We start from the raw sequence: 19,976 nt of genomic DNA on the forward strand, positions 1-19,976 counted from the left end.
ATGCGCGCGGTGCGGTTGGGAACTTCCTGGGGTGGGCTTTTGTCGGGCCCGTTGGCTTGGGCGGTCTCGACGCAACTGAACTACTCGCTGGTTCCCTGGCAATGCAATCACCAGGTGCCGGTCGTGCTTCCCTTAGCGTTGCTGCTCGCCTTGTTCTCGCTTCTGGGCGGTGCTCTGTCCTGGCAGGCAAAGCGGCAAGGCGGCGCTGCTTTCAAAGCAGAACGCACGCGCGGTACCGAGCATTTCGTCGCCGATCTCGGCATACTGGCGGCTCTCCTGTTTGCACTGGTCATCACCATGCAGGGAAGCGCCGCACTCATCCTGGACGAGTGTCTGCGATGAACCTGGCCACGCTCTTCTCCACCTCGATCTGCTATGGCTCCGACGCGCCCGAGGCCGGATGGACACTTGCGCTTCCCATCACGGTCCCGCTGACGGCCGTCGCGCTCATCTACATGGCCGGTGCGATGCGGCTGTGGCGCCGCAGCACTCGCGGCCGTCCGCTACGGATGCGTCAGGCGCTGCTGTTTGCCGCCGGCTGGAGCGTACTGACGGCAGCGTTGGTCAGTCCGATTCATGCTCTCGGCGAGCGGCTGTTTGTCGCGCACATGATCGAACACGAGTTGCTGATGGCGGTGGCGGCGCCGTTGCTGGTCATCGCCTGCCCCGCCCCTGCTCTGCTGTGGGCATTTCCCGTAACGTTCCGGCGTGCCCTGGGCACGGTCGGGCATGGCAAATCGCTGCGAGCGCTCTGGACCTTTGCGAGCCGGCCTGTCACCGCAACGATTGTTCACGGGATCGCGATATGGGTGTGGCACATTCCGGTCCTGTTTGAGGCAGCGCTCGAGCATGGCGTGCTGCATTATGCCCAACATGCGAGCTTCCTCGGCACAGGCCTGCTCTTCTGGTGGGCGTTGCTGCCGCGCCCAAGCCAACAGCAGGCCTATGGAAATGCCGTGATGCATCTTTTCTTCACCTCCCTGCACACCGGCCTGCTCGGTGTCCTGCTTCTTCTATCGCCGAAGCTCTGGTACCCGGAGAATGCTGCCGGGGCGGCAGTGTGGAATTTAAGCCCGATCGAGGACCAGCAGCTTGCCGGGCTCGTTATGTGGATCCCGGCCGGCCTTATCTATGGCGGGGCAGCGCTATTGCTGGCCGGCCTCTGGATAACGACGAGCGGAACCAGGAAGGTCGCGCATGCGCCCTGGCCCATCTAAATTGATCATCGCCGTGTGCATTCTGCTGGTCGTCGCGGGCGGCGCGCTCGCATTGTGGGCCGACCGAGCCCGTCGGGTGCAGCAAGAGGCGGATGCCGCTACCGGCGGCGTCGGTGCACGTGCGATACCGATCATGCTGGCGAATGGCTGCGCCGGCTGCCACACCATCACCGGTGTACCCGGTGCGGTAGGCCACGTCGGCCCACGCCTGGACGCCAGTCTATCTGACAGGATCTATGTTGGCGGTGTGCTGGCTAACAATCCGGAGAACATGATCCGCTGGATACGGTCAGCAAGGGACGTTAATCCGCACACCGCCATGCCCTCCACCGGCATCACCGAGCAGCAAGCGCGTGACATCGCCGCCTATCTCTATGCTTTGAGATAGACCGCCGCCTCGGCGGGATCACGGGCTGTGCCCAGGACCATAGCCGACAGGGGAACAAAGCTGCCCGATTACGGTTTGGACAGCAGCCGGCGCAGTACAAATTCAAGTCCGCCGTGCTGCTGGGCCATTAGCCCCAGCCAAGAGCCCGCTTCCCCCTCCCTCAAGAGCGGGCTCTTTGCTTGTGGATCGGATGCGGAGCGATCAGGGGCGAGGACCGAGGCGACATGAAGCAACTTCTGTCAGATCTCGCCGCAATGGCCGAACCCGGCTTCTGGATCGCCTTGGGGCTTTTAGCCCTGCCTTACTCCGTGGGAGTAATCTTCCTGATCAAGACATGCCACTGCCTCTGATCGCCCAGCCTTCCGGTCGTACGGGCTTTATTACCTGCCAGCGCAAGATGTGAGTGACCATCACGAACTGGAATCGTCGCCAAGGCCATCCGCGCCGCTCGAACACCCATAAGGTTGCCGACCACGCGTTGGAGGAAGCATGCATTGCCGCGGGAGGAGCCTTCCGCACTTGTATGTCGCCTTCGGTGGCCCTGAACGATGCACAGAAGCGCGCGTTCACAGCATCGAACTGGCCGGTTGAACATACCGCGACGTTGGTCGAAGGAACCGGATTGCGGCGAGCACATTTCTCCCCTTTTTCGGTCACATTTTATCGGGCGGATCCCACTCACACCGATGCGGCAACCATCGAGTCTGAGGACACACTGGACAAATCGTTCTGTTGCTGGCGGCGAAACCAGTCCAGGGTGAGGCGCACACCCTCTTCAAGAGGTATTTGACAGGCCCAGCCGGGGATGATCCTCCGCGCTAGAGTTAAGTCCGGACAGCGGTTCGTCGGATCTTGGGGGATCGGATCAACATGCACGATTTTGGTGCCTGGCACCAAGCCCGCGACGTAACGGGCAACATCGACAACGGAAATCTCGCGATCGTTTCCGATGTTCAGGGGACCAATATAACCATGCTCCTCCCCCCAGAAGAATTGTTCTAGGCCGTCCACGATATCGCTGACGTATCCCCAACTCCGCGACTGCAAGCCGTCGCCAAAAACGATTATAGGTTTGCCGAACAGCGCATTCGTGATGAAATTTGATACTGCACGTCCATCGTCAGGTCGTGTCCTAGGTCCGTAGACGTTGAACAATCTTGCAACTCGAATGTCGAGCCCGCTCAATCGGTTACTCTCAAAAAGCAGGGCCTCGGCGCAACGCTTACCTTCGTCATACGATGAACGCGGCCCGGTGCAATCAACGGAGCCCCTGTAAGTTTCCGGTTGCGGCGTTACCAGCGGATCGCCGTAAACCTCAGACGTGGACGTGAAACAGAAGCGGCCCCCGGCGCGAAGAAGGGTCAGAAGCCGCATAGTTCCTATTACGTTGGCCGAGATGGTTCGTACCGGATCTTGCATATACCAGGGAGGCGAAGCAGGCGAGGCGAGATGATAGATCTCGTCAAAAAGGCTCCCCTGCTGAAAATCTTCAACAGTCACATCTACCACGACCAAGCGAGGGTCGGCGATATGATCCAGATTGGCACGAGTACCAGTCCAGAAATTGTCAACAGCAACAATTCGATTGATTTCTTGCCTTAACAACAGTCGATCAACCAGGTGGGATCCGATGAACCCGGCTGCTCCCGCGACAAGAACACTTTTCATTTCCGACCCAAAGCTTTGCAGCTTGCTCAGGAGCTATGAACGCTGACTCGTCAAGCCGTCTGAATTTCCAATGAGATGTCACTCCCTCCACGCAATGATGGTTCGCGCAACGCGCATCGCCCGAACAACCCTAATCCGCGCAAATAGTACCACCCCATTGGACAATGGCACATCTTAAGGACCCTGTCACCAGCGGTGCAGTGCATACACTACACTGTAAAAACGAAAGATTTCTGTAGCCTGACTATCTTCGATGGGCATAACATCACCACAAGTTCAATAGGGAAATGTATCCTCGACAACCCAGCACAGGTGGGAGAGTAGCGGTAGAAACTCAGACGGCCCGGGCAGGTGTTCGTTCGCATCCGGATCGAACGTAAAGTCCGTGTGCGAGAAATGCCCTCCGTCCGGTTGGACTTATCGAACAACGGGGATATGCGGCGCGATCTCGCGCCTCCGGAGGATCTGGTCGAGCATTGAGGGCGGCTGCTATGCGCTCTCGAATGGTGAGGCTCGTGAACGGCAGGCACCATCAAAAGTGCTGATTGCACTGCGCGGAAATGTAAGCCTCAATGGGGCTGTCAAGGGAGGCGGACGCCATCATCGTGTCGGACCAGACAGGCGCGCAATCAGCTGTCGTGACAATCATCGATCCGTCCCGCAAGCGAGGACTGTTCGAACCTTCCGAGCTTTGGCGATATCGGGAAGTTGTGTTCTTCCTGGCCTGGCGTGATTTCAAGGTCAAATACCGGCAGACTTATCTGGGCATCCTTTGGGCAATGCTGCAGCCGCTCGTTGCTATGTCGGTCTTCAGCATCTTCTTCGGCAAGCTCGCAGGCATTTCGTCCAACGGCGCGCCATACCCGCTATTTGTTCTGTGTGGGCTTGTGCCATGGAGTTTTTTTTCGCGAGCCGTCGCCAGCATGACGGGCAGCCTCGTCAGAAACCAGGAGCTGGTGAAACGCGTCTATTTCCCGCGTCTGATCATTCCCATCTCCACGATGGCCTCATGCCTGACCGATATGCTCGTCGGCTTCGCTCTTTTGTTCGCCGCCATGCTGGCATTCGGAAGCTGGCCGGCACCACAAGCAGTCTTCTTGCCGCTGCTCGTGCTCGTAATGGCTGCGTCAGCGACTGGAGTGGGCGTGGCATTGTCGGCGATCAACGTTCGCTTTCGCGATGTGGGCTATCTGTTGCCGTTCAGCCTTCAGATACTTCTGTTCATGACCCCGATCGTGTATCCAGCCAATCTCGTCCCTCAATTGTGGCGGCCGCTCTATAGTCTGAACCCAATGGTTGGGACAGTCGAAGCCATCCGCTGGAGCGTGCTGGGCACGCCTGCGGACTGGCTCATGATCTCGATATCAACGCTCTCCTCGCTAGCCCTTCTCGTTGCCGGACTGACTATCTTCTCAAAATCCGAACGCGCGTTTCCGGACCTGATCTGAGTGATGACCGACATCGTGATCCAGGCTGCCAATCTCTCCAAGGCGTATAGACTTGGTGTGGCGAACAACAGCTTCCCCACGCTGCGAGACGCGCTCGCCAGCAAAAGGCGGGGTCTTCGCGGGGAGGCCGATACAAGCCACCGCAAAGGTGCGGACGAGCCGTTCTGGGCGTTGAAAAACGTCTCCTTCGAGGTGCACGCAGGCGAAGTCCTTGCCGTGATCGGTCCCAACGGTGCAGGAAAGAGCACCATTCTCAAGATACTGGCGAAGATCGTGGAGCCGACTTCCGGCCGCGCGACGATACATGGACGGCTGGGAGCTTTGCTGGAGGTCGGCACGGGGTTCCATGCCGAACTGACCGGCCGTGAGAACATTTATCTCAACGGGGCCATACTCGGCATGCGGCGCATCGAGATCAATTCCAAGCTTGACGAGATCGTGGATTTCTCCGGGGTCGAGCCGTTTCTCGATACGCCTGTCAAACGATACTCAAGCGGCATGTACTTGCGTCTGGCCTTCGCGATTGCCGCCCACGTCAATCCCGACATTCTGGTGGTCGATGAGGTCTTGGCAGTCGGCGATGCCACGTTCCAGAAGAAATGCATTGCCAAGGCAGCGAGCATCGCCGGGACAGGCCGCACCGTGCTGATCGTCAGTCACCAGATGCCGGTTCTGCAGCGACTTTGCACCCGCGCAATCCTTATCGACGGCGGGATGATCCAGGCGGACGGTCCGACTCAGGACGTGGTCCGGGATTATCTCCAGACGCTTGAGGCCCGCGCAGGAACCGATCTGAGTGTGCGATCCACGCGCACCGGGCGCGGCCGCCTCCGTGTGGTCGGCATCGAAGTCTTCAATGAAATGGGTCCCGTCGCGTCCGGGCAGCCGGCAACTTTTCGGCTTCAGGTTGATGGGCCGCGCGAAACATTGCAGTGCCTTGTGACTATCATTGATGATCTCGGGGATCCTGTGACCTCATTTGATAGCCGGGAGCATTCCCTGCATGACCGTCAGGGCGAAGTCTACACGGTACATGTGGACAGCCTTATGCTGAGACCAGGGCGCTACAGGATTGACGTAGCGCTGGTGGCGGACGACAGGGTGGTCGAAGACTATGTCGAGACGGCCGCTGTGTTCGATGTCATGCCCGGTTTGCTCGACGATCGACCGGTCAGCGCCCAGCCTGGCTTTGGCAATGTCAGCTTCCCGCATCGATGGGTGGTCAGGAAGTGACGCCTGTTTTCACCTGGCCACGTGCGCAAGCTGTCGCCGAATCCTGCGCCGCTGCTTTGCCGTCCACATCATGATCTCCAGGGCAAGCCGTTCGGCTTTGCTTCCGATCGTTGCAGGCGTGACATAGGGCGCGCGTGCCAGCCGCAGTGCCAATTGGAGGCGGAAATCCCGCGTTCCACTTTCCATCATATGCTCCGCGATCCAGTCCAGAAAAGCGGCGCGGGCGGGGTGTTTCCCCATCCGATCGTAGAGCCCTCGCTGAGTGGCAATCGCCGAGGCCGAACTGGAATGCTGCCGGTAACGTGCGAGAGTTACAGGAGTGATAAAGGCTGGGAATCGCAGGAATAGCTTCGCCCACAGAGCCTGGTCTTCATAGAGCTCAAAGTGCTCAAAGCCACCAACCGTGCTAACCGCGCTTCTCCGCAAGAGCACGGAACAGGTACACGGAACGTGGCCGTCCTGCATCAGCAGCAGCCGACCCAAAAGCCGGGGGCTGATGTAAGCGTGCGGCAAGTCCATCTGTCGGCTCGACCCAGTCGGAGCGCGCTCCATCCGGGTACCACCATTTGGTCGGCCCGAAAATCATTGCGGCATCCGGGTTGGCATCGGCTGCCGCCAGGACCGTCTGCAGCATATGCGGCTCGTACAAATCATCTGCATCCAGGAAGGCAAGCAAATCGCCGCAGCTGGCCGCTATTCCGGCGTTTCTCGCTGCCGCGGCGCCACGCTTGGATCCGGGAGGTCTGCGCAGCACCTTAATTCGAGGATCGATTGCCGCGGCATCATTGGCGATCCTGATACTGTCGTCCGTCGAATTGTCGTCAACCAGCAAGAGCTCCCAATCTGCAATCGTCTGGGCCCGGACGCTGGCGATCGCTTCACCCAGATTTGACGCCGCATTGAGGAAGGGGGTTATGATCGTCACCCGCGGCACGGAAGTCATCGCTGCAGCCGTCTTACGATGCTTCGCTTGCTCGTCTTCCAGGTTTCGCGCGCGAGCACTTTCCAGATTGCGGAACGAATGCGGAAGGAGGCGCCCTGATCCGCCATCACCCCATTCAGCCATCTGAGAAACGTGATACGCGCGGCTTCGTCAGCGCCTGCCCTGGCAGAAGCGGCAGAGCAGCTTTCGACGTGCTGGCGGTATCTCGCCCAGGTCTGGCCGGACACGTAGACGGGCGCGAATGCGAGCGCCTTCGCAAAGAAGGTCTGGTCTTCGAACATCAGGCGGAAGCTGTTCTCGAATCCCCGAGCGTTGCCAACAAACTTGAACGCATCAGGGCGTTGCAAGTTGTCGGCGTCTGGGCTTGGTTCTGCAGCAGCAGTTCCAGCAGCACGGGCGGATCGTATCGGGCGTTCGGTTCGACTCCGAGCGGGTAATAGTAGTCCGCACGACCAGCAAGCTTTGCCCAGCTATGCCAGATCAACGTCCGGCCGTAGATTAGACCGAGCGCCGGATCACTTTCCATGATGCAGACTTGTTCGGACAGCTTTTCGGGCAGCCATGTATCGTCTGCATCGAGAAACGCGACATAGGCGCCCCGCGCCTCGGCCAGCCCGCGGTTGCGCGACGCGCTAATACCATGATTGCCCTTGTCGGGATGGGAGAGTAGTCGCACCTTGCCTGGCAAGCGCTGCGCATAGTCGCGCACGATGACAGATGAACGGTCCGTCGAGCCATCGTCGACGACGAGGAGTTCCCAGTCGGTGAAGCTTTGACCTACAACGCTGTCAATAGCTTCCCGGAGGTATCTCTCGCCATTGAACACGACGATGATTGCCGTGACGCGCGGTTCTCGGCATGCATGGTCAGCCATGGCAAAGGACCGCGCGCCGGAACCTCTCTCACCCCAATCAGCGACCGTGACCCGCGGCAGTCGGAAGGGGTCGACCCTGAGCCCAGCTTCACGCGGCAGGGTGGTTACTGCATAGTCCATGCCAGCAGATCTTACCGCTTCGGCGGTGCTGTCGTCGAAGTCTCCGAAGGGGTATGCGAATCCCGCCACCCTCCGCCCTGTAATCTCTTCGCATTGTTGGCGGCTAGCAGAGATCTCGCGTTCAAGACTGTCCCGTTTCAGCAACGGCAGGGATGGATGCGTGCAGGTGTGGGCACCGATCGAAACGCCATCGGTGTCGGCGAGATGCCGCAGCTCCGAATGAGTCATGGCGCGGTCACACCTTCGGGGGCTGGCGTCGGTTCCTGCCCATCTTGCCAGCTGCTGCAGCGCCCTCCTCCGTTCGTGTACTCTCAACGGCTTCAGCAGTGCGTGCAAGCCGAAATGGAGCGCCGTGCGGCTGATGACGAGATTCGATTTCGCGCGCGTGGCGTCCTCCGTCACGAGCCAATCATAGTTTCGGCCTGCGATCTGGATCGCGAGCCTCTCCGGGAGAGCAGGCGTTTCCAAAGTGATGCGCGACAGAATATCCCACCAGAACACTGAGGGGTCGCTGAGCGCGTGGGTAGTGACGAAGACGGTCACAGGAGCGTTCATGCGTAGCATGACCGGCACGGCATTTTGCACGACATCCGCATAACCGTCGTCAAAGGTAACTGCCGCGGCATTTCTCGCTGGCTTTCCGTCCCGAAGCCGTTGTGCCAGCCATTGCAGGGGAACAATATCGCGCGCCTTTGTCAGGATTTCGATTTGGCGTGCGAAATTTTGTGGCGAGACCGAGAGTTCCCAAGGATCGACGCGTGGTTCTCCGACGCGATGATACATCAGCACGAGCGGCCGGTTGTAACCGGCAAGCAATCGGCCCCGTCGCAGGAGCTTGCTAAGAGCTTGACGCACTGTCACGCCGCTCATCGCCTGAAAGCGCGCGCGGCGACAATCACCGGGCAACATGGGTCATGCACATCGAGCATTGCCGAATTCAGCTCATGTTCTGCCAAGCCATAGAGAAACCCGGTAGCCGAATAGGCGTTTCCATAGTGGCGGACTTCGACATTCTCCACCCCGAACCTGTCTGAGAGAAGCCGGCCCAGTGCCGCCGGGGTTATCGACCAGAACCAGCTCTCGCCCCATTCTCCTCGGTCAATCGGGCTTACCCAAGGGACCGTGACCAGAAGCACGCCTCCCGGTTTCAGCATCCGCCATAGGGTTGCAACCGCGACAGGCATGTTGAAAAGGAGGTGCAGTGTCTGGGTGAGCACGATGCAGTCAAATGTCTCGGGCGGCAGGTCGTCGCCGTTGGCCAGATCGCCCACGAAGGTTGTCAGCGGGTGACCTTCATATCGGTTTAGAACGTCGCTCCTGGCAACTCGACTGCCTCCGAAGCGGGTCGTATAGGCGTTGTCCCCGATCTCCAGAACCCTGCCGGATATGTTCAGCGAACATGATGCGAGGAAAGTCTCGACATAGCGGCGGTCCACTGGCTTGCCGCGATCAAAACCGAAATTTGTACTGAAGGGCAGCGGGCGGCTGAGGTCACCGAACCGGACGCCCGATCGGCGCCGACTTGACCAGCCCTTGAAACGCTGCCGCAGCATCATGGTGGTCTGCAATGGCGCTGCGAGCGAAACGGCAATGGTGTTCAGGAGCTGACCGCCGAGCGAAGAACGGGATCGAACCGCTGTACTAAGCTGTCCCAGTTGCATGTGCGCATAATAGCGTTTCCAATTTTCGACGCCCTGATGGTAGGCGGCCGTCCAGTCTGGATTGGTCCGCGCAAGATTCCTCTGCCGGCCAAGGACTTTGAGCGCCGCGCGCAACATCATCGGATTGCTGTTGGACATATTCGTTGCGTGCCTGCGGTAATCTGCGAGACACTCCGGGGTGCATGCGGCCTTGTTTGCCCGAGACAGGCGAAGGTAGACGTCGTAATCCTCGCAAGCCCGCAGGGATAGGTCAAATCCGCCAGCAGCCTCCAATGTGCTACGCCGATAGAGCACTGTCGCATGCATTCCAATCAGGTTGCCGGTCAAGAATCCGGCATACGGGTCCTCTCCCACCGGCCTCAGCGGAACTGAATTCCTGACTGCGCCGGCCTCATCGATGTAGCAATAGGCTCCATAGACCAAGGCGCAATCCGGACTGTCATGGAACAAAGCAAGATTGGTAGCGAGCGCCGTCGGGCGCAGCCTGTCATCGGCATCCAGGAACGCGATGAATTCGCCACGTGCTGCCTTCATTCCCGTATTGCGGGCAGCGGCTAAACCCTGGTTTTCTTGGCGGATGTAGTGGACGTCGACATACCGGCGAACAACATTTTCGGGATTGTCCAACGAACCATCGTCCACAACGATGATTTCATCGGGCCGCACGCTCTGGTTCCGGACGCTGTCGATCGCTTCCGCGAGAAATCGAGCATGGTTATAGGTCGTAATGACAACCGAGACACAGGCTGCGGCGGGTCTGACGGTCATCTTTCGCCCACTTGGCTCCGCGCAGTCGGGTAGCCGGCAAAGGTTAGCCATGCGACTGAGCGCCGACATGCCTCCTCGAAGCCGACCACCGGCTGGTATCCGAGCTCGCGCTCGGCCTTGGCCGACGGGAGTTTCACCCGACACCGGTGCAACAGCGCACGTTCTTCAGATACCTTGATCTTTGGAGCCATAGGCGGCCTCTGATCGAGCCCTGATTTCCGCCACTCGGCATAGCCTACCTTTAGTCCTCTACGAACGGGTCTCGGGAGGCTTCGGACAAGCCGCCGGTAAAGGTCGCCATCTCTCAGCCATTGTGTCCAGTTCGGCGCGAATGACAATGGCGCGGAAACCGAAATCGCAGCCAGGTCGAAGCCCAATGCCTCGGCGATCGGGCGGCAAAGATCTGCCCAACTTATCCTTTCGCGGTCCCCGACCAGATAGGTTCGCCCAGCCGCCTCGGGCACTTCGATGGCAAGCTTGATCGCATGAACGACATTGTCGACATAAGCGCTGTTGCAGATGCCATGGCCGCCATCCACCAGATAGGCAGAGCCGTCGAGGAGATCGTTGGCGAAGCCCCCCGTCCAGCTGGAGCGCGGGCCAAAGACAATTCCGGGCCGCAGCACCACCACCTGGACTGCACCGTCCCGTGACAATTCCCCGAGACGACGTTCAGCACGAACCTTGGCATTGTTGTACTCGACCGTCTGGCCGTCGTGCAGCGCGCTCGTTTCGTCCGTTCCGGGCGGCGGCGATTGGCCATGAACGGATGCGCTACTGAGGTAGACCAGGCGAACGACGCCCGCAGCGGCGGCGGCACGATAGACAGGCTCGACGGCATCGACGATCGTGCGACTATCACCGGCAACTGCATGAACAACGGACTGACAGCCAAGAAGGGCCGCAGTAAGAGCCGGAACGTCATGCGCGTCCGCCACCCTTCCATCGATCGCAAAGCGGGACAGGCTGGCGAAAGCACTCGGCCTGCGAACGATCGGCCTCACCTCAGCCCAGCCGGAAAGATGCAGCAACTCCACTGTCCGGCAACCTATGAAGCCGTTGGCGCCAAGCACGGCAACAGTGCCGGTCATTGTCTGGTCTCGGCGGAAGCAATGACGTGGCGAAAGTCTTCTGCTCCGAGCCAAGGCATGTCCAGCCGTTTCCGTCTGGCATAGCATTCCTCGATTCGCTTGAGCACGTTGCGCCCCGCTGTGGCTGACCCGGAAAGGAGGGTTCCATTTCGGACCGTGTCGACCAAGTCCGAAATCTGATCGCAGAACGCGTCGACGAAATCGCGCGACCGGTCGTCGGTGTCGGTGAAGGAGGCGGTGGCTGCCGTGCGGCATCCTTTCAAGGCGATCTCTACAAGCTCAGTCTCATTGACTGCCCAAGAAATCGAGCCACGTTCGCCCTCAAGACGGTAAAGGTTCGGACGAGCCCAATCACGGCTCAGCCGGACCGTTGCCTCGAAGCCGCCAAAACCTAACCGGACAAGGCAGTTCGCCTCGACGCCGCCCATTGCGTCATCGGCGTAGTGGATTTCATGGGGCTCTCCGAACCACCAGGTCAGGAGGTCAAGGCAATGCGTGCCTATGTCCTGAAGCACGCCACCGCCGGATTCCGCGCGGCTGAAATAGCTCGTCGAAGCGACAGGCCACTGGAAAGGGCCACCCTCAAAACAACAGACACCTTGAATTTTTCCGATCAATCCGCCCTCGACCATGGCCTTTATCGATCGGGTGGCAGGGAACTGCCTTCTGACGAGGCCTGTTGCCACATGCAGATTGTTGGCTGCCGCTACCGCCAGGATAAGGTCCGCGTCGGAGCTGCTCGTGGCCATCGGCTTCTCGCATAGAACATGCATGCCGGCCCGCAACGCCTGCATCGACTGATCAAGATGGTATCGAGGCGGCGAAGCAATGATCGCCACATCGGCGCCCGCAGCCAAAAGGCCGTCGAAACTGGCTGCAACCTTCGTTCCGGGCAGCCGCGCCTGCACGACCGCGGCCGATTTCGCTTCGGGATCAAAGATGGCTGCGACTGCGATCTGGCCTCTGCCTTGAAGACGCGACAGCGCTTCCGCATAGTAGAGCTTCGTGACGGCGCCACATCCGGCCAAAACGAGACGGACAGGCTCACCTTGCCGCAGCCGTGCCGGCTGCCGTTGCACAGTTTCAATTTGGGCGGACAATCTCGCCTCCCTGCTTCGCAACGAGCCGCAGCATACGTCCAATTGTCTTGAGCGACGGATCGAGTTGGAAGGCTTCACTCATTTGCGCGAGGCATCCAGCCCAATCACCAGAGCCAAGCAACCGCCGCCCGGTTTCGAGAGCGCTTTGCGAATAGGTCCGCCGAGCCGATGCGGCGACATCGTCCGCGAGTTCGCTTGGAAGATAGCTCTTGAAAATATCAATCGCCATTCGCGTGTAGGCCATGTCCGCGGCATTCCGGATATGGCGCCCTGTGTTCGATTGCGGGTGCATCCGATAAAGCGCAAGGGCTTGCGGTTCGTACCAGACAGGAAAACGAGAAGCGATGCGTATCCACATCTCCCAGTCTTCGCTGCATTTCAGCCGCCGGTCGAAGCCGCCGAGTTCTTCGTAGACCGCGCGTCGGACCGCGATGGACGGCGTCATGATGCGCTGTTCGAGCGCCAATCGGACCACCGCATTCTCGAGCCTTCCGGAGATTGGCTGCATTGCAGGTTCGATCGACAACTCCTGTCCGTGGGCGCCCATGAAGACCGTCCGGCAGAACGCCGCTCCTACTCTCGGATCCGCATCGAAACCCCGACCGAGCAATTCGTAAAATTCTGGTCGGACGGCATCGTCGCCGTGCAGGAGATGGACAAGTTCCCCCTGGGCTCGGCTCAGACAGGTATGGAAGTTGCCGATGTGGCCGAGGTTTTGCGGCTGGCGGAAAAAGCCGACACGCCTTCCCCCGATTTCGTTCACGACTTTTTGCGGATCGTCGGACGAACAATCGTCAACCACTTCGATCTGCATATGAGCCGAGTCAGGGGCTTGCGCGAGCACGCTTTGCAGCGTTGAGGCAAGAAAGCGGGCGCTATTGTAGACGGGGATCATCACCGACCACTTCGGACGAACAGCCGCCTGTGGCAAGGACGGGACCGGATCGCGATTCTCGAAGTTGCGGAAAGCCGTCATCTCCCGAGCACCGAGGATTTCAGCAGGAGCAGTGCCAACCGCGCGATATCGCGTTTCGGCACGTTGTTTCCGCCACTGCCGCTTCGCAGCAATCGTAGGAAGCACGATCTGGCCGACGGCAAGTCACCTCCGTTCAGATACTGCTTCGACCATTCGTAAAAGTAGCGGGAACAGCCGCCACGGGCAAACTGTGCCCCACGGGCATCTATGACATTCGCCATTCGCCGGTAGAATCCCTCGATTGCATCAAGCCTGAGCGGGCTTGGCAGCGCCGATACAAGCCCACCCGGGTGCAGACGATAGATACCTGCCACCTCGTCGACAAAGGCGAGGTCTGCTGTCTTTGCGCAATGCACATACAGCGGCCAATCAGTAATCGGAAAGAAATCTGCATACCAAGACGGTACATCCCGAACGCACGCGGTTCGCATCATACCGCCGCAAGTGGCGAAGGGATTGCCTTCCCAAATTTCCCTTTGTGTGATTAAGGGCTTCTGATCCCGTGGCGTCCACCGCCGCGACGTGATCTCGTCGCCGTGCGCCACGAGCGCATTGTAAAATATGGCCGAGAGCTCAGGATGCGCGTCAAGATGGGCCACCTGATCTCGCAGCTTGGTCTTGGATGTCCACAGGTCGTCGCCATCAAGGATCGAGACATAGCGCCCGCGCGCAACCCGGAGTCCTCTCGCAACGACCTCGTTGGATCTCAAATTGCTGCCAGAATAGATCGCCGATAGTCTTTCGGGATAATCGGATACATACCGCTCGACGATCTCCCGGGTACCGTCCGTCGAAAAATCTTCGCTGATCAGGATCTCGACACCGGATCCCGCATCTTGCATGAGGACGCTGTCGATCGCTGCCGCTACGTAGCGAGCGTGATTGTAGGTGACAATGAGCACGGTCACACTGACCGTCGGTTCATTCACTGTCCGCTCAAAAGTGCATTCTGCCCTCTGAGCCAAATTGCGGCCCGACGACATCTGCTCTTCCGACAGCAGCAGCTTCTTCATTCCAAGCCTCTAAGGAGAAACGGGCTGTCTGAGCCGCTGCCCTCTTGGGGCATTGCAAAGGTTCCTCGTTCGGGATGCTGCGCCAAATAGCCTCCGCAGGGTCCAAGTTTGCTGTCCATTGCAGCCAGATTGTTGAGCAAGGCATGGTAATCGGTATTCTCGCCGCGATCGAAAAGCTCATCGACAGCGTAGTCCCAGAACGGTTTCCCGATCCCCGAGCTGCGGCCTTCGCGTTCCAGTTTGGTTCCTTGCTTCGCCTTGCGCCGGAAAATGGCAAGCGTCGCACCGACGACTTTCGCGAACTGCGAGGGCGATCGCCAGAGCACTCTGGCGAAGTTCATGCCGACGGCAGCAAAGCGGCGCCTTTTAAGCCCGAGCCTGGCGATCTCGACATCGTTACGGAACATCACATCCGATAGGATCGGGCTCACCATCTCGCTGCAGCGAGCAAAGAGGCTCTCGAGCACCATCCGACGCGAGATGAGCATTCGGACGAAATCTTGCGACATGGCTCCTGGCGTTCGGCGGTATCCGACCAAGTGCTCCTTGACGACATCGAATCGGTATTTCGAGGCGATACTCAATTGGAGGAAGAAGTCCTCACAACCCTCCGCACCGTTTTCGCGCAGTCGCGAGGAATAGCCACCCATTTCGAGTAAGACATCGCGCCGGAACATTGCCGAACTTCCGTGACCGATAAAGTTCTGTCCGAGATGCTGCATGAATACCCATCCGTGCGGGTGCATGCGCTTAGGCGTAATGATCGCCTTATCATCGGCATCAATCGTCCGGTAAAGCGTATAGACAAGCCCAACATCATTGCCTGCTGCAGCAAAAACACGCAGCTGCTTTTCGAGTTTGGTTGGGTGCCAGAGATCGTCGGCGTCTATAGGTGCTATATAGATGCCCTTGCTTGCACGTATCCCCGTATTCCGCGCCGACGCGACGCCACTGTTCTTCTGTTGTAGCAACTTGATACGCGGATCGTCGTTGGATAGTCGGCGGACAATTGATGCAGTTTCATCAATCGAACCGTCGTCAACGACTATTATTTCGATGTTTCTGTATGTCTGGTTTATCACCGACGCCAAGGTGCGTTCGATAAATTGTTCTGCGTTGTGGGCAGGGATAATGACAGCCACGAATGCGTGAGTAGGACATTGTGAGTTGCTCGTAGAACAACTCCCCTTGGTGCGGCCACTTCCCTTCACTGTCACCCGGCCTCTGAGCTCTGCATGTACTGCTAAACGGCCGTTGTCCGGCTCACTAACATTTTGGGCCACGCACACTGGACGGCCCTCGCCCGGCCTTCTTAGGTGGCCGATCCATTCTCTTTGTGCCACAGCCCATAGCGTATTTTCCTTTCGCCCCTGGCCGACTTGGGGTTCGAAAACTCACGCAATAGCCCACGCTGCACCCTGACTAAGTGACCCAAAATGATCTCGCCCGTGCGTAGAGCCGCCCACGCAGAGTGGCGGATCCGAGAGTATCTGCTGTTCCTGCAATCTATGCCCCTGGATGGCGAGTAGATAGATCGTCAAAAGCGGTACCCGTTAAGGAAAATTCGCGACCGTTTCGGGATGCCCCGAGAATAAACGCTCTCTTTGCTGAGCGCGTTCACGAATGTCACGAGCTGACTGAATCGCACCCAAGGCTGCGGAAATTCGCGTTCCATCTGGAGTTCGCCCCTGGGACCGGACAAATTGAACAAGCAGAATTGACTTGGAAGCCGGGCTTTCGAAGGATGGAAGCGATGGTGACTTATCGCACGCACAGCATCGAGTTCAAACGTCAAGTAGTGCAGGAGTTCCTCTCTGGCGAGACGCTGCATGGTCTCGCCAGGCGGCACGAACTGCCGCGTAAACCTGATCCGCATCTGGGTCCTGAATTACGAGGCCGGCTCCTTCGACGAGACGTGGCGGCGGCTGACACGATGCAGACGTATGAGCGCGGATCGCAGCGTTGGAGCGGCTGGTAGGCCGACAAGCCTTGGATCGAGTTTCCAAAGGGCTCTGAAAAGCGTGCCACGTCCCACAGGCGGGACTACATCCGCCTTCGGCGGCAGGACATCGCCGTATATGTCACGACCTTTGCCGGGAAGAATGCTTGCGAATCGCTGCGGAGATCGCCGCCAGGCCACCCCGCAGTTCGTCCTCAAGAGGATAGAGGAAGCCGACACGCATGTGGTTGCGCGGCATCTCGAACCAGTGGCCCGGACCGACATAGGTGCCATAGCTTTCCAGCAGGTCGGCGTAAAAGTCGTCGAAATCGAATCCCGGACCATGACGGAAACGGGGGAAGCAGACCACGCCGCCCTGGGGCTCGACCCATTCGATCAGCTCGTCGCTCTCAATCCAATCGCGCATGATGGCAAGGCGTCCGGCCAGCACTGGCGCCTGCGCGGCGAGGAAGGCGTCGCGGCGTTCCAGGATGCGGGCGCCGATCCACTCGTCGACGACGCTGCCGCAAATGCCGATCTGCTCCTTCGCCGCCAGGAAGCGCTCCATCAAGTGCACGTCGCGCGTCATGATCCAGCCCACGCGGATGCCCGGCGCGCCGTAAGCCTTGGACAGCGAAGCCACACTGATCGCGGCGGGGCTGAGCGAGGCGGCGGGGGGCAGCATCTCGCCATGGGTCAGGTCGCGGTAGGTTTCGTCCACCAGTAGCCTGCATCCCGCCTTTTCGACCAAGGCGATCAGCGCGTCCAGTTGAGGGCGGCCGATCATCGTGCCGGTTGGGTTATGCGGGCAGGTGATGCTGACATAGCGGGTGTTCGGGCGCAGAGCGCTGGCGACGGCATCGATGTCGAGGCCGAACCGATCGTCGAATTTGAGGTCGATAAAGGTGATGCCGCAGCCGATGGCGCGCGGCGTCTCGATGTTAGTGGCATAGTTCGGCCGCACCACGACAAGATGGTCGTCGCGCGATAGAAGCGTGGTGGCGATGATGAACAGCGCGCCAGCGGCGCCGGCGGCCACCAAAACGTCGTTGGGGCCGAGGCCCTTGCCCTGCGCGGCTACCAACGCCCGAAGCTCAGGGTCGCCGCGATGCTCGCCATAGGGCAGCAGCAGGTCAGGGACGGAGAGATGGAAATCGGACAGCTTACGGTCTCGTACGGAGCTTTCCGACAGGTTGAAGCGAATGCGGTCATAGCCGTATTCCTCCGGTGATTCCTTCTCGATCACCATGCGTGCGTAGTCCATGCTTTCCCCCGTCAGGCTGCCAGCCGGGCGACGGCCAAAACGGCCTGGTCGACCTCGTCTGCTGTGGTGTAATGCGATAAGCCGAGCCGAGCGACTCCGCCTTGCTCGCGCAGGCCGAGCAGGCCGGAGGCTTCATAAGCGTAGCAATCGCCGGCCCAGCCGAAGATGTTTTCGCCCGCCAGCGCGGCTGCGATCTCCTGCGGCGACTTCTTGGCCAGCCGGAAGCTGAAGGTGGGCACACGGGCGTCCAGCCGGTTGCGGCTGGCGATGCCGCAGAGCTTGAAACCGGGAATGCCGGCAACACCCGCCAGGAACCGGTCCATCAGTCCGGCTTCGTAGTCGGTCGCCGCCTCCAATCCCGCCACGATGCGCTGGCGCAGCGGCGCGGCAACGTCGACGCCGGCGCACTGCTCGCCGAGCCAAGCGATGTGCTCGATCGCCGCCTGCGTGCCGGCCTGCGCCTCGAAGGAGGGAGTGCCGGGGGTGTGGCGCCACGGCATGTCAAAGGAGGCGGGCCGCACCTTGAGCGGCGTGAGCCGGTCGCGCAGCTCCGGCCGTATATACATGACCCCGGCGTGCGGACCGAAGAACTTGTAGGCAGAGCATGCGAGCAGGTCGCAGCCGACCGCCGACACGTCGAGGGCCAAATGCGGCGCCGACTGCACGGCATCGACCATGGTGACGGCGCCGGCAGCTTTACCAGCAGCCACGATACGGGCAACGTCGTTGACGGTGCCGAAGATGTTGCTCGCGTGATTGCAGGCAACCAGACGCGTGCGCGGGCCGATCAGTTCGTCCAGCATGTCGTAGCGATATTCGAAGGTTTCGGTATCGAACTCGAGCCAGCGGACGGTGACGCCACGTTCCTCGGCTGCGATGATCCACGGGCCGACATTGCCATCATGGTCCATGCGGGTAAGCACGATCTCGTCGCCCGGTTTCCAGTCGCGTGCCACCATGCGCGAAAAATGGAAGATCAGCGAGGTGCTGTTGAGGCCGAAGACGATCTCGTCCGGCTGTGCGCCGAGCAAGGCGGCCGCCGCTGCATGCGCTCCCACCAAGATGCGGTCGCTATCACGCGAGGTGTGGAAGGCACCGCCCTCGTTGGCGCAGCTTCGCAGCATCACCTCGCTCATGCGCTCGACCACGCGTGCCGGTACTTGCGAGCCGCCCGGCGCGTCGAGATAGATACGTGGCTTGCCGTCGTCGGTGATCGCCAGCGCCGGGAAGGCCCCGCGCACCGCCTCGATGTCCCATCGTCCAGTCGTCATGGAATTCCCTTTCAGGTCGGTCGCACCGCCGCGATCGCGGCCGTCAGTTCGTCGTAGTCGAAATTCCCGCCGCACAGCACGATCGCATTGACTTGGCCGCGGTACCGTTCCGGGTGCTTCATCAGCCCTGCCAGCGCTAGGCCGGCTGCACCCTCGACCAATAGATGCTCTTCGATCGCGAGACGGGCGAGCGCGCCGGCGATCTCGGCTTCGGAACAGATGACCACATCGTCGACGACCGACCGGGCGAGGCCGAGCGTGACTGAATCCTCATCCATGCCGCCGGCGACGCCGTCGGCCAACGTCGGCAAGTGCTCGACATCGATCACCTTGCCCGCTTCCATCGACGCTGCCAGCGCCATGCTGTTGGCGGCCGCGCAGCCGATGATCCGCGTGCGCGGACTGAAGGCCTTCATCACGGCGCCGATGCCGCCGATCAACCCGCCGCCGCCCATGGCGATGAAGACATTGTCGATATGCGAATGCTCTTCCAGCAGTTCGAGCCCGATCGTGCCCTGGCCAGCAACAACATCGGGATCGTTGTACGGAGATACGTAGACGAGTCCCTTCTCCCCGCCCAGGCGGCGCGCGTGCGCCTCGGACTGGCCGCTTTCGTCGCCATGCAGGATCACGTCGACGCCAAAGGACCGTATGCGCGCCAGTTTGGCCTTCGTGACATTGTGCGGAAGCACGACCGACAATTTTCGGAACAGGCGCGACGCCGCGAAGCTGGAGGCTATGCCGTGGTTGCCGGACGAGGCGGTGACGAACGGCCGGCCCCCGGTCGCATCGTCCATCGCGGTCAGCTTCGAGAAGGCGCCTCGCGCCTTGAAGGAGTTGGTGAACTGGAAATTTTCGCATTTGAACAAAACGGTGCTACCGATCGCGTCGCCGACGGCGGACGCGCCCAGCAGCGGCGTCTTCGCGATGTGGCCGCGGATGCGGGCATGCGCCCGCACGGAACGCGCGGCAGCGGCAGCGATGTCACCTTCGTTCGACATG

At 60.1% G+C, this 19,976-nt stretch carries 20 protein-coding genes; 7 read left to right on the top strand and 13 right to left on the bottom strand.

Features of this window, described 5'->3' with window-relative positions:
• The 4 genes from ACIU1A_RS17370 to ACIU1A_RS17385 all read left to right on the top strand — a co-directional run bounded on the left by ACIU1A_RS17370 (window position 1) and on the right by ACIU1A_RS17385 (window position 1,955).
• Window positions 1-342 carry a hypothetical protein gene (locus tag ACIU1A_RS17370; protein ID WP_404924772.1) on the top strand — a complete coding sequence of 114 codons (342 nt, stop codon included), beginning with the start codon at window positions 1-3 and terminating at the stop codon, window positions 340-342.
• Window positions 339-1,217 (top strand): cytochrome c oxidase assembly protein, encoded by an 879-nt coding sequence (locus ACIU1A_RS17375; protein WP_404924773.1) that lies wholly within the window; start codon window positions 339-341, stop codon window positions 1,215-1,217. Before ACIU1A_RS17370 ends, ACIU1A_RS17375 begins: the two co-directional genes overlap by 4 nt.
• A gap of 1 nt (window position 1,218) precedes the next feature.
• Window positions 1,219-1,605, top strand: coding sequence for a c-type cytochrome (locus ACIU1A_RS17380; protein WP_404924774.1), 387 nt, complete (start codon window positions 1,219-1,221; stop codon window positions 1,603-1,605).
• A 224-nt stretch (window positions 1,606-1,829) separates the two neighbouring features.
• The gene (locus ACIU1A_RS17385; RefSeq protein ID WP_263486168.1) at window positions 1,830-1,955 is read left to right on the top strand and encodes a hypothetical protein; all 126 of its coding nucleotides are present in this window, start codon (window positions 1,830-1,832) and stop codon (window positions 1,953-1,955) included.
• 328 nt (window positions 1,956-2,283) lie between these two features.
• Here the strand turns inward: ACIU1A_RS17385 and ACIU1A_RS17390 are convergent, their stop codons facing one another.
• A complete protein-coding gene (locus tag ACIU1A_RS17390) occupies window positions 2,284-3,273 on the bottom strand; it encodes an NAD-dependent epimerase/dehydratase family protein (protein WP_404924775.1) in 990 nt (329 codons plus the stop codon).
• A 572-nt stretch (window positions 3,274-3,845) separates the two neighbouring features.
• Between ACIU1A_RS17390 and ACIU1A_RS17395 the strand changes: the two genes are divergently transcribed.
• Together ACIU1A_RS17395 and ACIU1A_RS17400 are read left to right on the top strand one after the other, a co-directional pair.
• Complete coding sequence (locus ACIU1A_RS17395) at window positions 3,846-4,721, top strand: ABC transporter permease (protein ID WP_263493937.1); 876 nt, start codon at window positions 3,846-3,848, stop codon at window positions 4,719-4,721.
• A 3-nt stretch (window positions 4,722-4,724) separates the two neighbouring features.
• Window positions 4,725-5,954, top strand: coding sequence for an ABC transporter ATP-binding protein (locus tag ACIU1A_RS17400; RefSeq protein WP_404924776.1), 1,230 nt, complete (start codon window positions 4,725-4,727; stop codon window positions 5,952-5,954).
• 406 nt (window positions 5,955-6,360) lie between these two features.
• Here the strand turns inward: ACIU1A_RS17400 and ACIU1A_RS17405 are convergent, their stop codons facing one another.
• The 9 genes from ACIU1A_RS17405 to ACIU1A_RS17445 are packed head-to-tail and all read right to left on the bottom strand — an operon-like array spanning window position 6,361 to window position 15,642.
• Window positions 6,361-6,897, bottom strand: a complete 537-nt coding sequence (locus ACIU1A_RS17405) for a glycosyltransferase family 2 protein (RefSeq protein ID WP_404924777.1) — start codon at window positions 6,895-6,897, stop codon at window positions 6,361-6,363.
• A complete protein-coding gene (locus tag ACIU1A_RS17410; protein WP_404924778.1) occupies window positions 6,894-7,178 on the bottom strand; it encodes a hypothetical protein in 285 nt (94 codons plus the stop codon). The genes ACIU1A_RS17405 and ACIU1A_RS17410 overlap by 4 nt, the downstream gene beginning before the upstream one ends.
• Window positions 7,178-8,800: a glycosyltransferase gene (locus ACIU1A_RS17415; protein WP_404924779.1), complete on the bottom strand. Its 1,623-nt coding sequence runs from the start codon at window positions 8,798-8,800 to the stop codon at window positions 7,178-7,180. Before ACIU1A_RS17415 ends, ACIU1A_RS17410 begins: the two co-directional genes overlap by 1 nt.
• The gene (locus ACIU1A_RS17420; RefSeq protein ID WP_404924780.1) at window positions 8,758-10,320 is read right to left on the bottom strand and encodes a glycosyltransferase; all 1,563 of its coding nucleotides are present in this window, start codon (window positions 10,318-10,320) and stop codon (window positions 8,758-8,760) included. The genes ACIU1A_RS17415 and ACIU1A_RS17420 overlap by 43 nt, the downstream gene beginning before the upstream one ends.
• On the bottom strand, window positions 10,317-11,498 hold the full coding sequence (locus tag ACIU1A_RS17425) for an NAD-dependent epimerase/dehydratase family protein (protein WP_348642408.1): 1,182 nt from the start codon (window positions 11,496-11,498) through the stop codon (window positions 10,317-10,319). The genes ACIU1A_RS17420 and ACIU1A_RS17425 overlap by 4 nt, the downstream gene beginning before the upstream one ends.
• Complete coding sequence (locus ACIU1A_RS17430) at window positions 11,408-12,511, bottom strand: Gfo/Idh/MocA family protein (protein WP_404924781.1); 1,104 nt, start codon at window positions 12,509-12,511, stop codon at window positions 11,408-11,410. The genes ACIU1A_RS17425 and ACIU1A_RS17430 overlap by 91 nt, the downstream gene beginning before the upstream one ends.
• Complete coding sequence (locus ACIU1A_RS17435) at window positions 12,495-13,487, bottom strand: glycosyltransferase family 2 protein (RefSeq protein WP_404924782.1); 993 nt, start codon at window positions 13,485-13,487, stop codon at window positions 12,495-12,497. Before ACIU1A_RS17435 ends, ACIU1A_RS17430 begins: the two co-directional genes overlap by 17 nt.
• A complete protein-coding gene (locus tag ACIU1A_RS17440) occupies window positions 13,484-14,500 on the bottom strand; it encodes a glycosyltransferase family 2 protein (RefSeq protein ID WP_404924783.1) in 1,017 nt (338 codons plus the stop codon). Before ACIU1A_RS17440 ends, ACIU1A_RS17435 begins: the two co-directional genes overlap by 4 nt.
• Entirely contained in the window at window positions 14,497-15,642 is a 1,146-nt protein-coding gene (locus ACIU1A_RS17445; protein ID WP_404924784.1) for a glycosyltransferase family 2 protein, read from the bottom strand. Before ACIU1A_RS17445 ends, ACIU1A_RS17440 begins: the two co-directional genes overlap by 4 nt.
• Before the next feature lie 611 nt (window positions 15,643-16,253).
• On the opposite strand from ACIU1A_RS17445, the gene ACIU1A_RS17450 reads away from it, so the two are divergent.
• Entirely contained in the window at window positions 16,254-16,478 is a 225-nt protein-coding gene (locus ACIU1A_RS17450; RefSeq protein WP_224655852.1) for a hypothetical protein, read from the top strand.
• 103 nt (window positions 16,479-16,581) lie between these two features.
• Here the strand turns inward: ACIU1A_RS17450 and ACIU1A_RS17455 are convergent, their stop codons facing one another.
• From ACIU1A_RS17455 to ACIU1A_RS17465, 3 genes are read right to left on the bottom strand one after another with little or no spacing between them, the layout of a single operon-like run.
• Window positions 16,582-17,703, bottom strand: coding sequence for an aminotransferase class I/II-fold pyridoxal phosphate-dependent enzyme (locus ACIU1A_RS17455; RefSeq protein ID WP_140558730.1), 1,122 nt, complete (start codon window positions 17,701-17,703; stop codon window positions 16,582-16,584).
• Window positions 17,704-17,714: 11 nt separating this feature from the next.
• The gene (locus ACIU1A_RS17460) at window positions 17,715-18,974 is read right to left on the bottom strand and encodes a cysteine desulfurase-like protein (RefSeq protein ID WP_404924785.1); all 1,260 of its coding nucleotides are present in this window, start codon (window positions 18,972-18,974) and stop codon (window positions 17,715-17,717) included.
• 11 nt (window positions 18,975-18,985) lie between these two features.
• Window positions 18,986-19,975 carry a pyridoxal-phosphate dependent enzyme gene (locus tag ACIU1A_RS17465; protein WP_404924786.1) on the bottom strand — a complete coding sequence of 330 codons (990 nt, stop codon included), beginning with the start codon at window positions 19,973-19,975 and terminating at the stop codon, window positions 18,986-18,988.
• Window position 19,976: the final 1 nt, after the last annotated feature.

Source organism: Mesorhizobium maamorense, from assembly GCF_044998965.1.
In the GTDB taxonomy this organism is placed as follows: Bacteria; Pseudomonadota; Alphaproteobacteria; order Rhizobiales; family Rhizobiaceae; genus Mesorhizobium.

Bases quoted from the DNA above. Each gene is read 5' to 3' on its own strand.
- ACIU1A_RS17370 (WP_404924772.1), top strand. From the start codon at position 1: ATGCGCGCGGTGCGGTTGGGAACTTCCTGGGGTGGGCTTTTGTCGGGC.
- ACIU1A_RS17375 (WP_404924773.1), top strand. From the start codon at position 339: ATGAACCTGGCCACGCTCTTCTCCACCTCGATCTGCTATGGCTCCGAC.
- ACIU1A_RS17385 (WP_263486168.1), top strand. From the start codon at position 1,830: ATGAAGCAACTTCTGTCAGATCTCGCCGCAATGGCCGAACCCGGCTTC.
- ACIU1A_RS17390 (WP_404924775.1), bottom strand. From the start codon at position 3,273: ATGAAAAGTGTTCTTGTCGCGGGAGCAGCCGGGTTCATCGGATCCCAC.
- ACIU1A_RS17395 (WP_263493937.1), top strand. From the start codon at position 3,846: ATGGGGCTGTCAAGGGAGGCGGACGCCATCATCGTGTCGGACCAGACA.
- ACIU1A_RS17400 (WP_404924776.1), top strand. From the start codon at position 4,725: ATGACCGACATCGTGATCCAGGCTGCCAATCTCTCCAAGGCGTATAGA.
- ACIU1A_RS17405 (WP_404924777.1), bottom strand. From the start codon at position 6,897: ATGACTTCCGTGCCGCGGGTGACGATCATAACCCCCTTCCTCAATGCG.
- ACIU1A_RS17410 (WP_404924778.1), bottom strand. From the start codon at position 7,178: ATGTTCGAAGACCAGACCTTCTTTGCGAAGGCGCTCGCATTCGCGCCC.
- ACIU1A_RS17415 (WP_404924779.1), bottom strand. From the start codon at position 8,800: ATGTTGCCCGGTGATTGTCGCCGCGCGCGCTTTCAGGCGATGAGCGGC.
- ACIU1A_RS17420 (WP_404924780.1), bottom strand. From the start codon at position 10,320: ATGACCGTCAGACCCGCCGCAGCCTGTGTCTCGGTTGTCATTACGACC.
- ACIU1A_RS17425 (WP_348642408.1), bottom strand. From the start codon at position 11,498: ATGCTATGCCAGACGGAAACGGCTGGACATGCCTTGGCTCGGAGCAGA.
- ACIU1A_RS17435 (WP_404924782.1), bottom strand. From the start codon at position 13,487: ATGACGGCTTTCCGCAACTTCGAGAATCGCGATCCGGTCCCGTCCTTG.
- ACIU1A_RS17440 (WP_404924783.1), bottom strand. From the start codon at position 14,500: ATGAAGAAGCTGCTGCTGTCGGAAGAGCAGATGTCGTCGGGCCGCAAT.
- ACIU1A_RS17450 (WP_224655852.1), top strand. From the start codon at position 16,254: ATGGTGACTTATCGCACGCACAGCATCGAGTTCAAACGTCAAGTAGTG.
- ACIU1A_RS17455 (WP_140558730.1), bottom strand. From the start codon at position 17,703: ATGGACTACGCACGCATGGTGATCGAGAAGGAATCACCGGAGGAATAC.
- ACIU1A_RS17460 (WP_404924785.1), bottom strand. From the start codon at position 18,974: ATGACGACTGGACGATGGGACATCGAGGCGGTGCGCGGGGCCTTCCCG.
- ACIU1A_RS17465 (WP_404924786.1), bottom strand. From the start codon at position 19,975: ATGTCGAACGAAGGTGACATCGCTGCCGCTGCCGCGCGTTCCGTGCGG.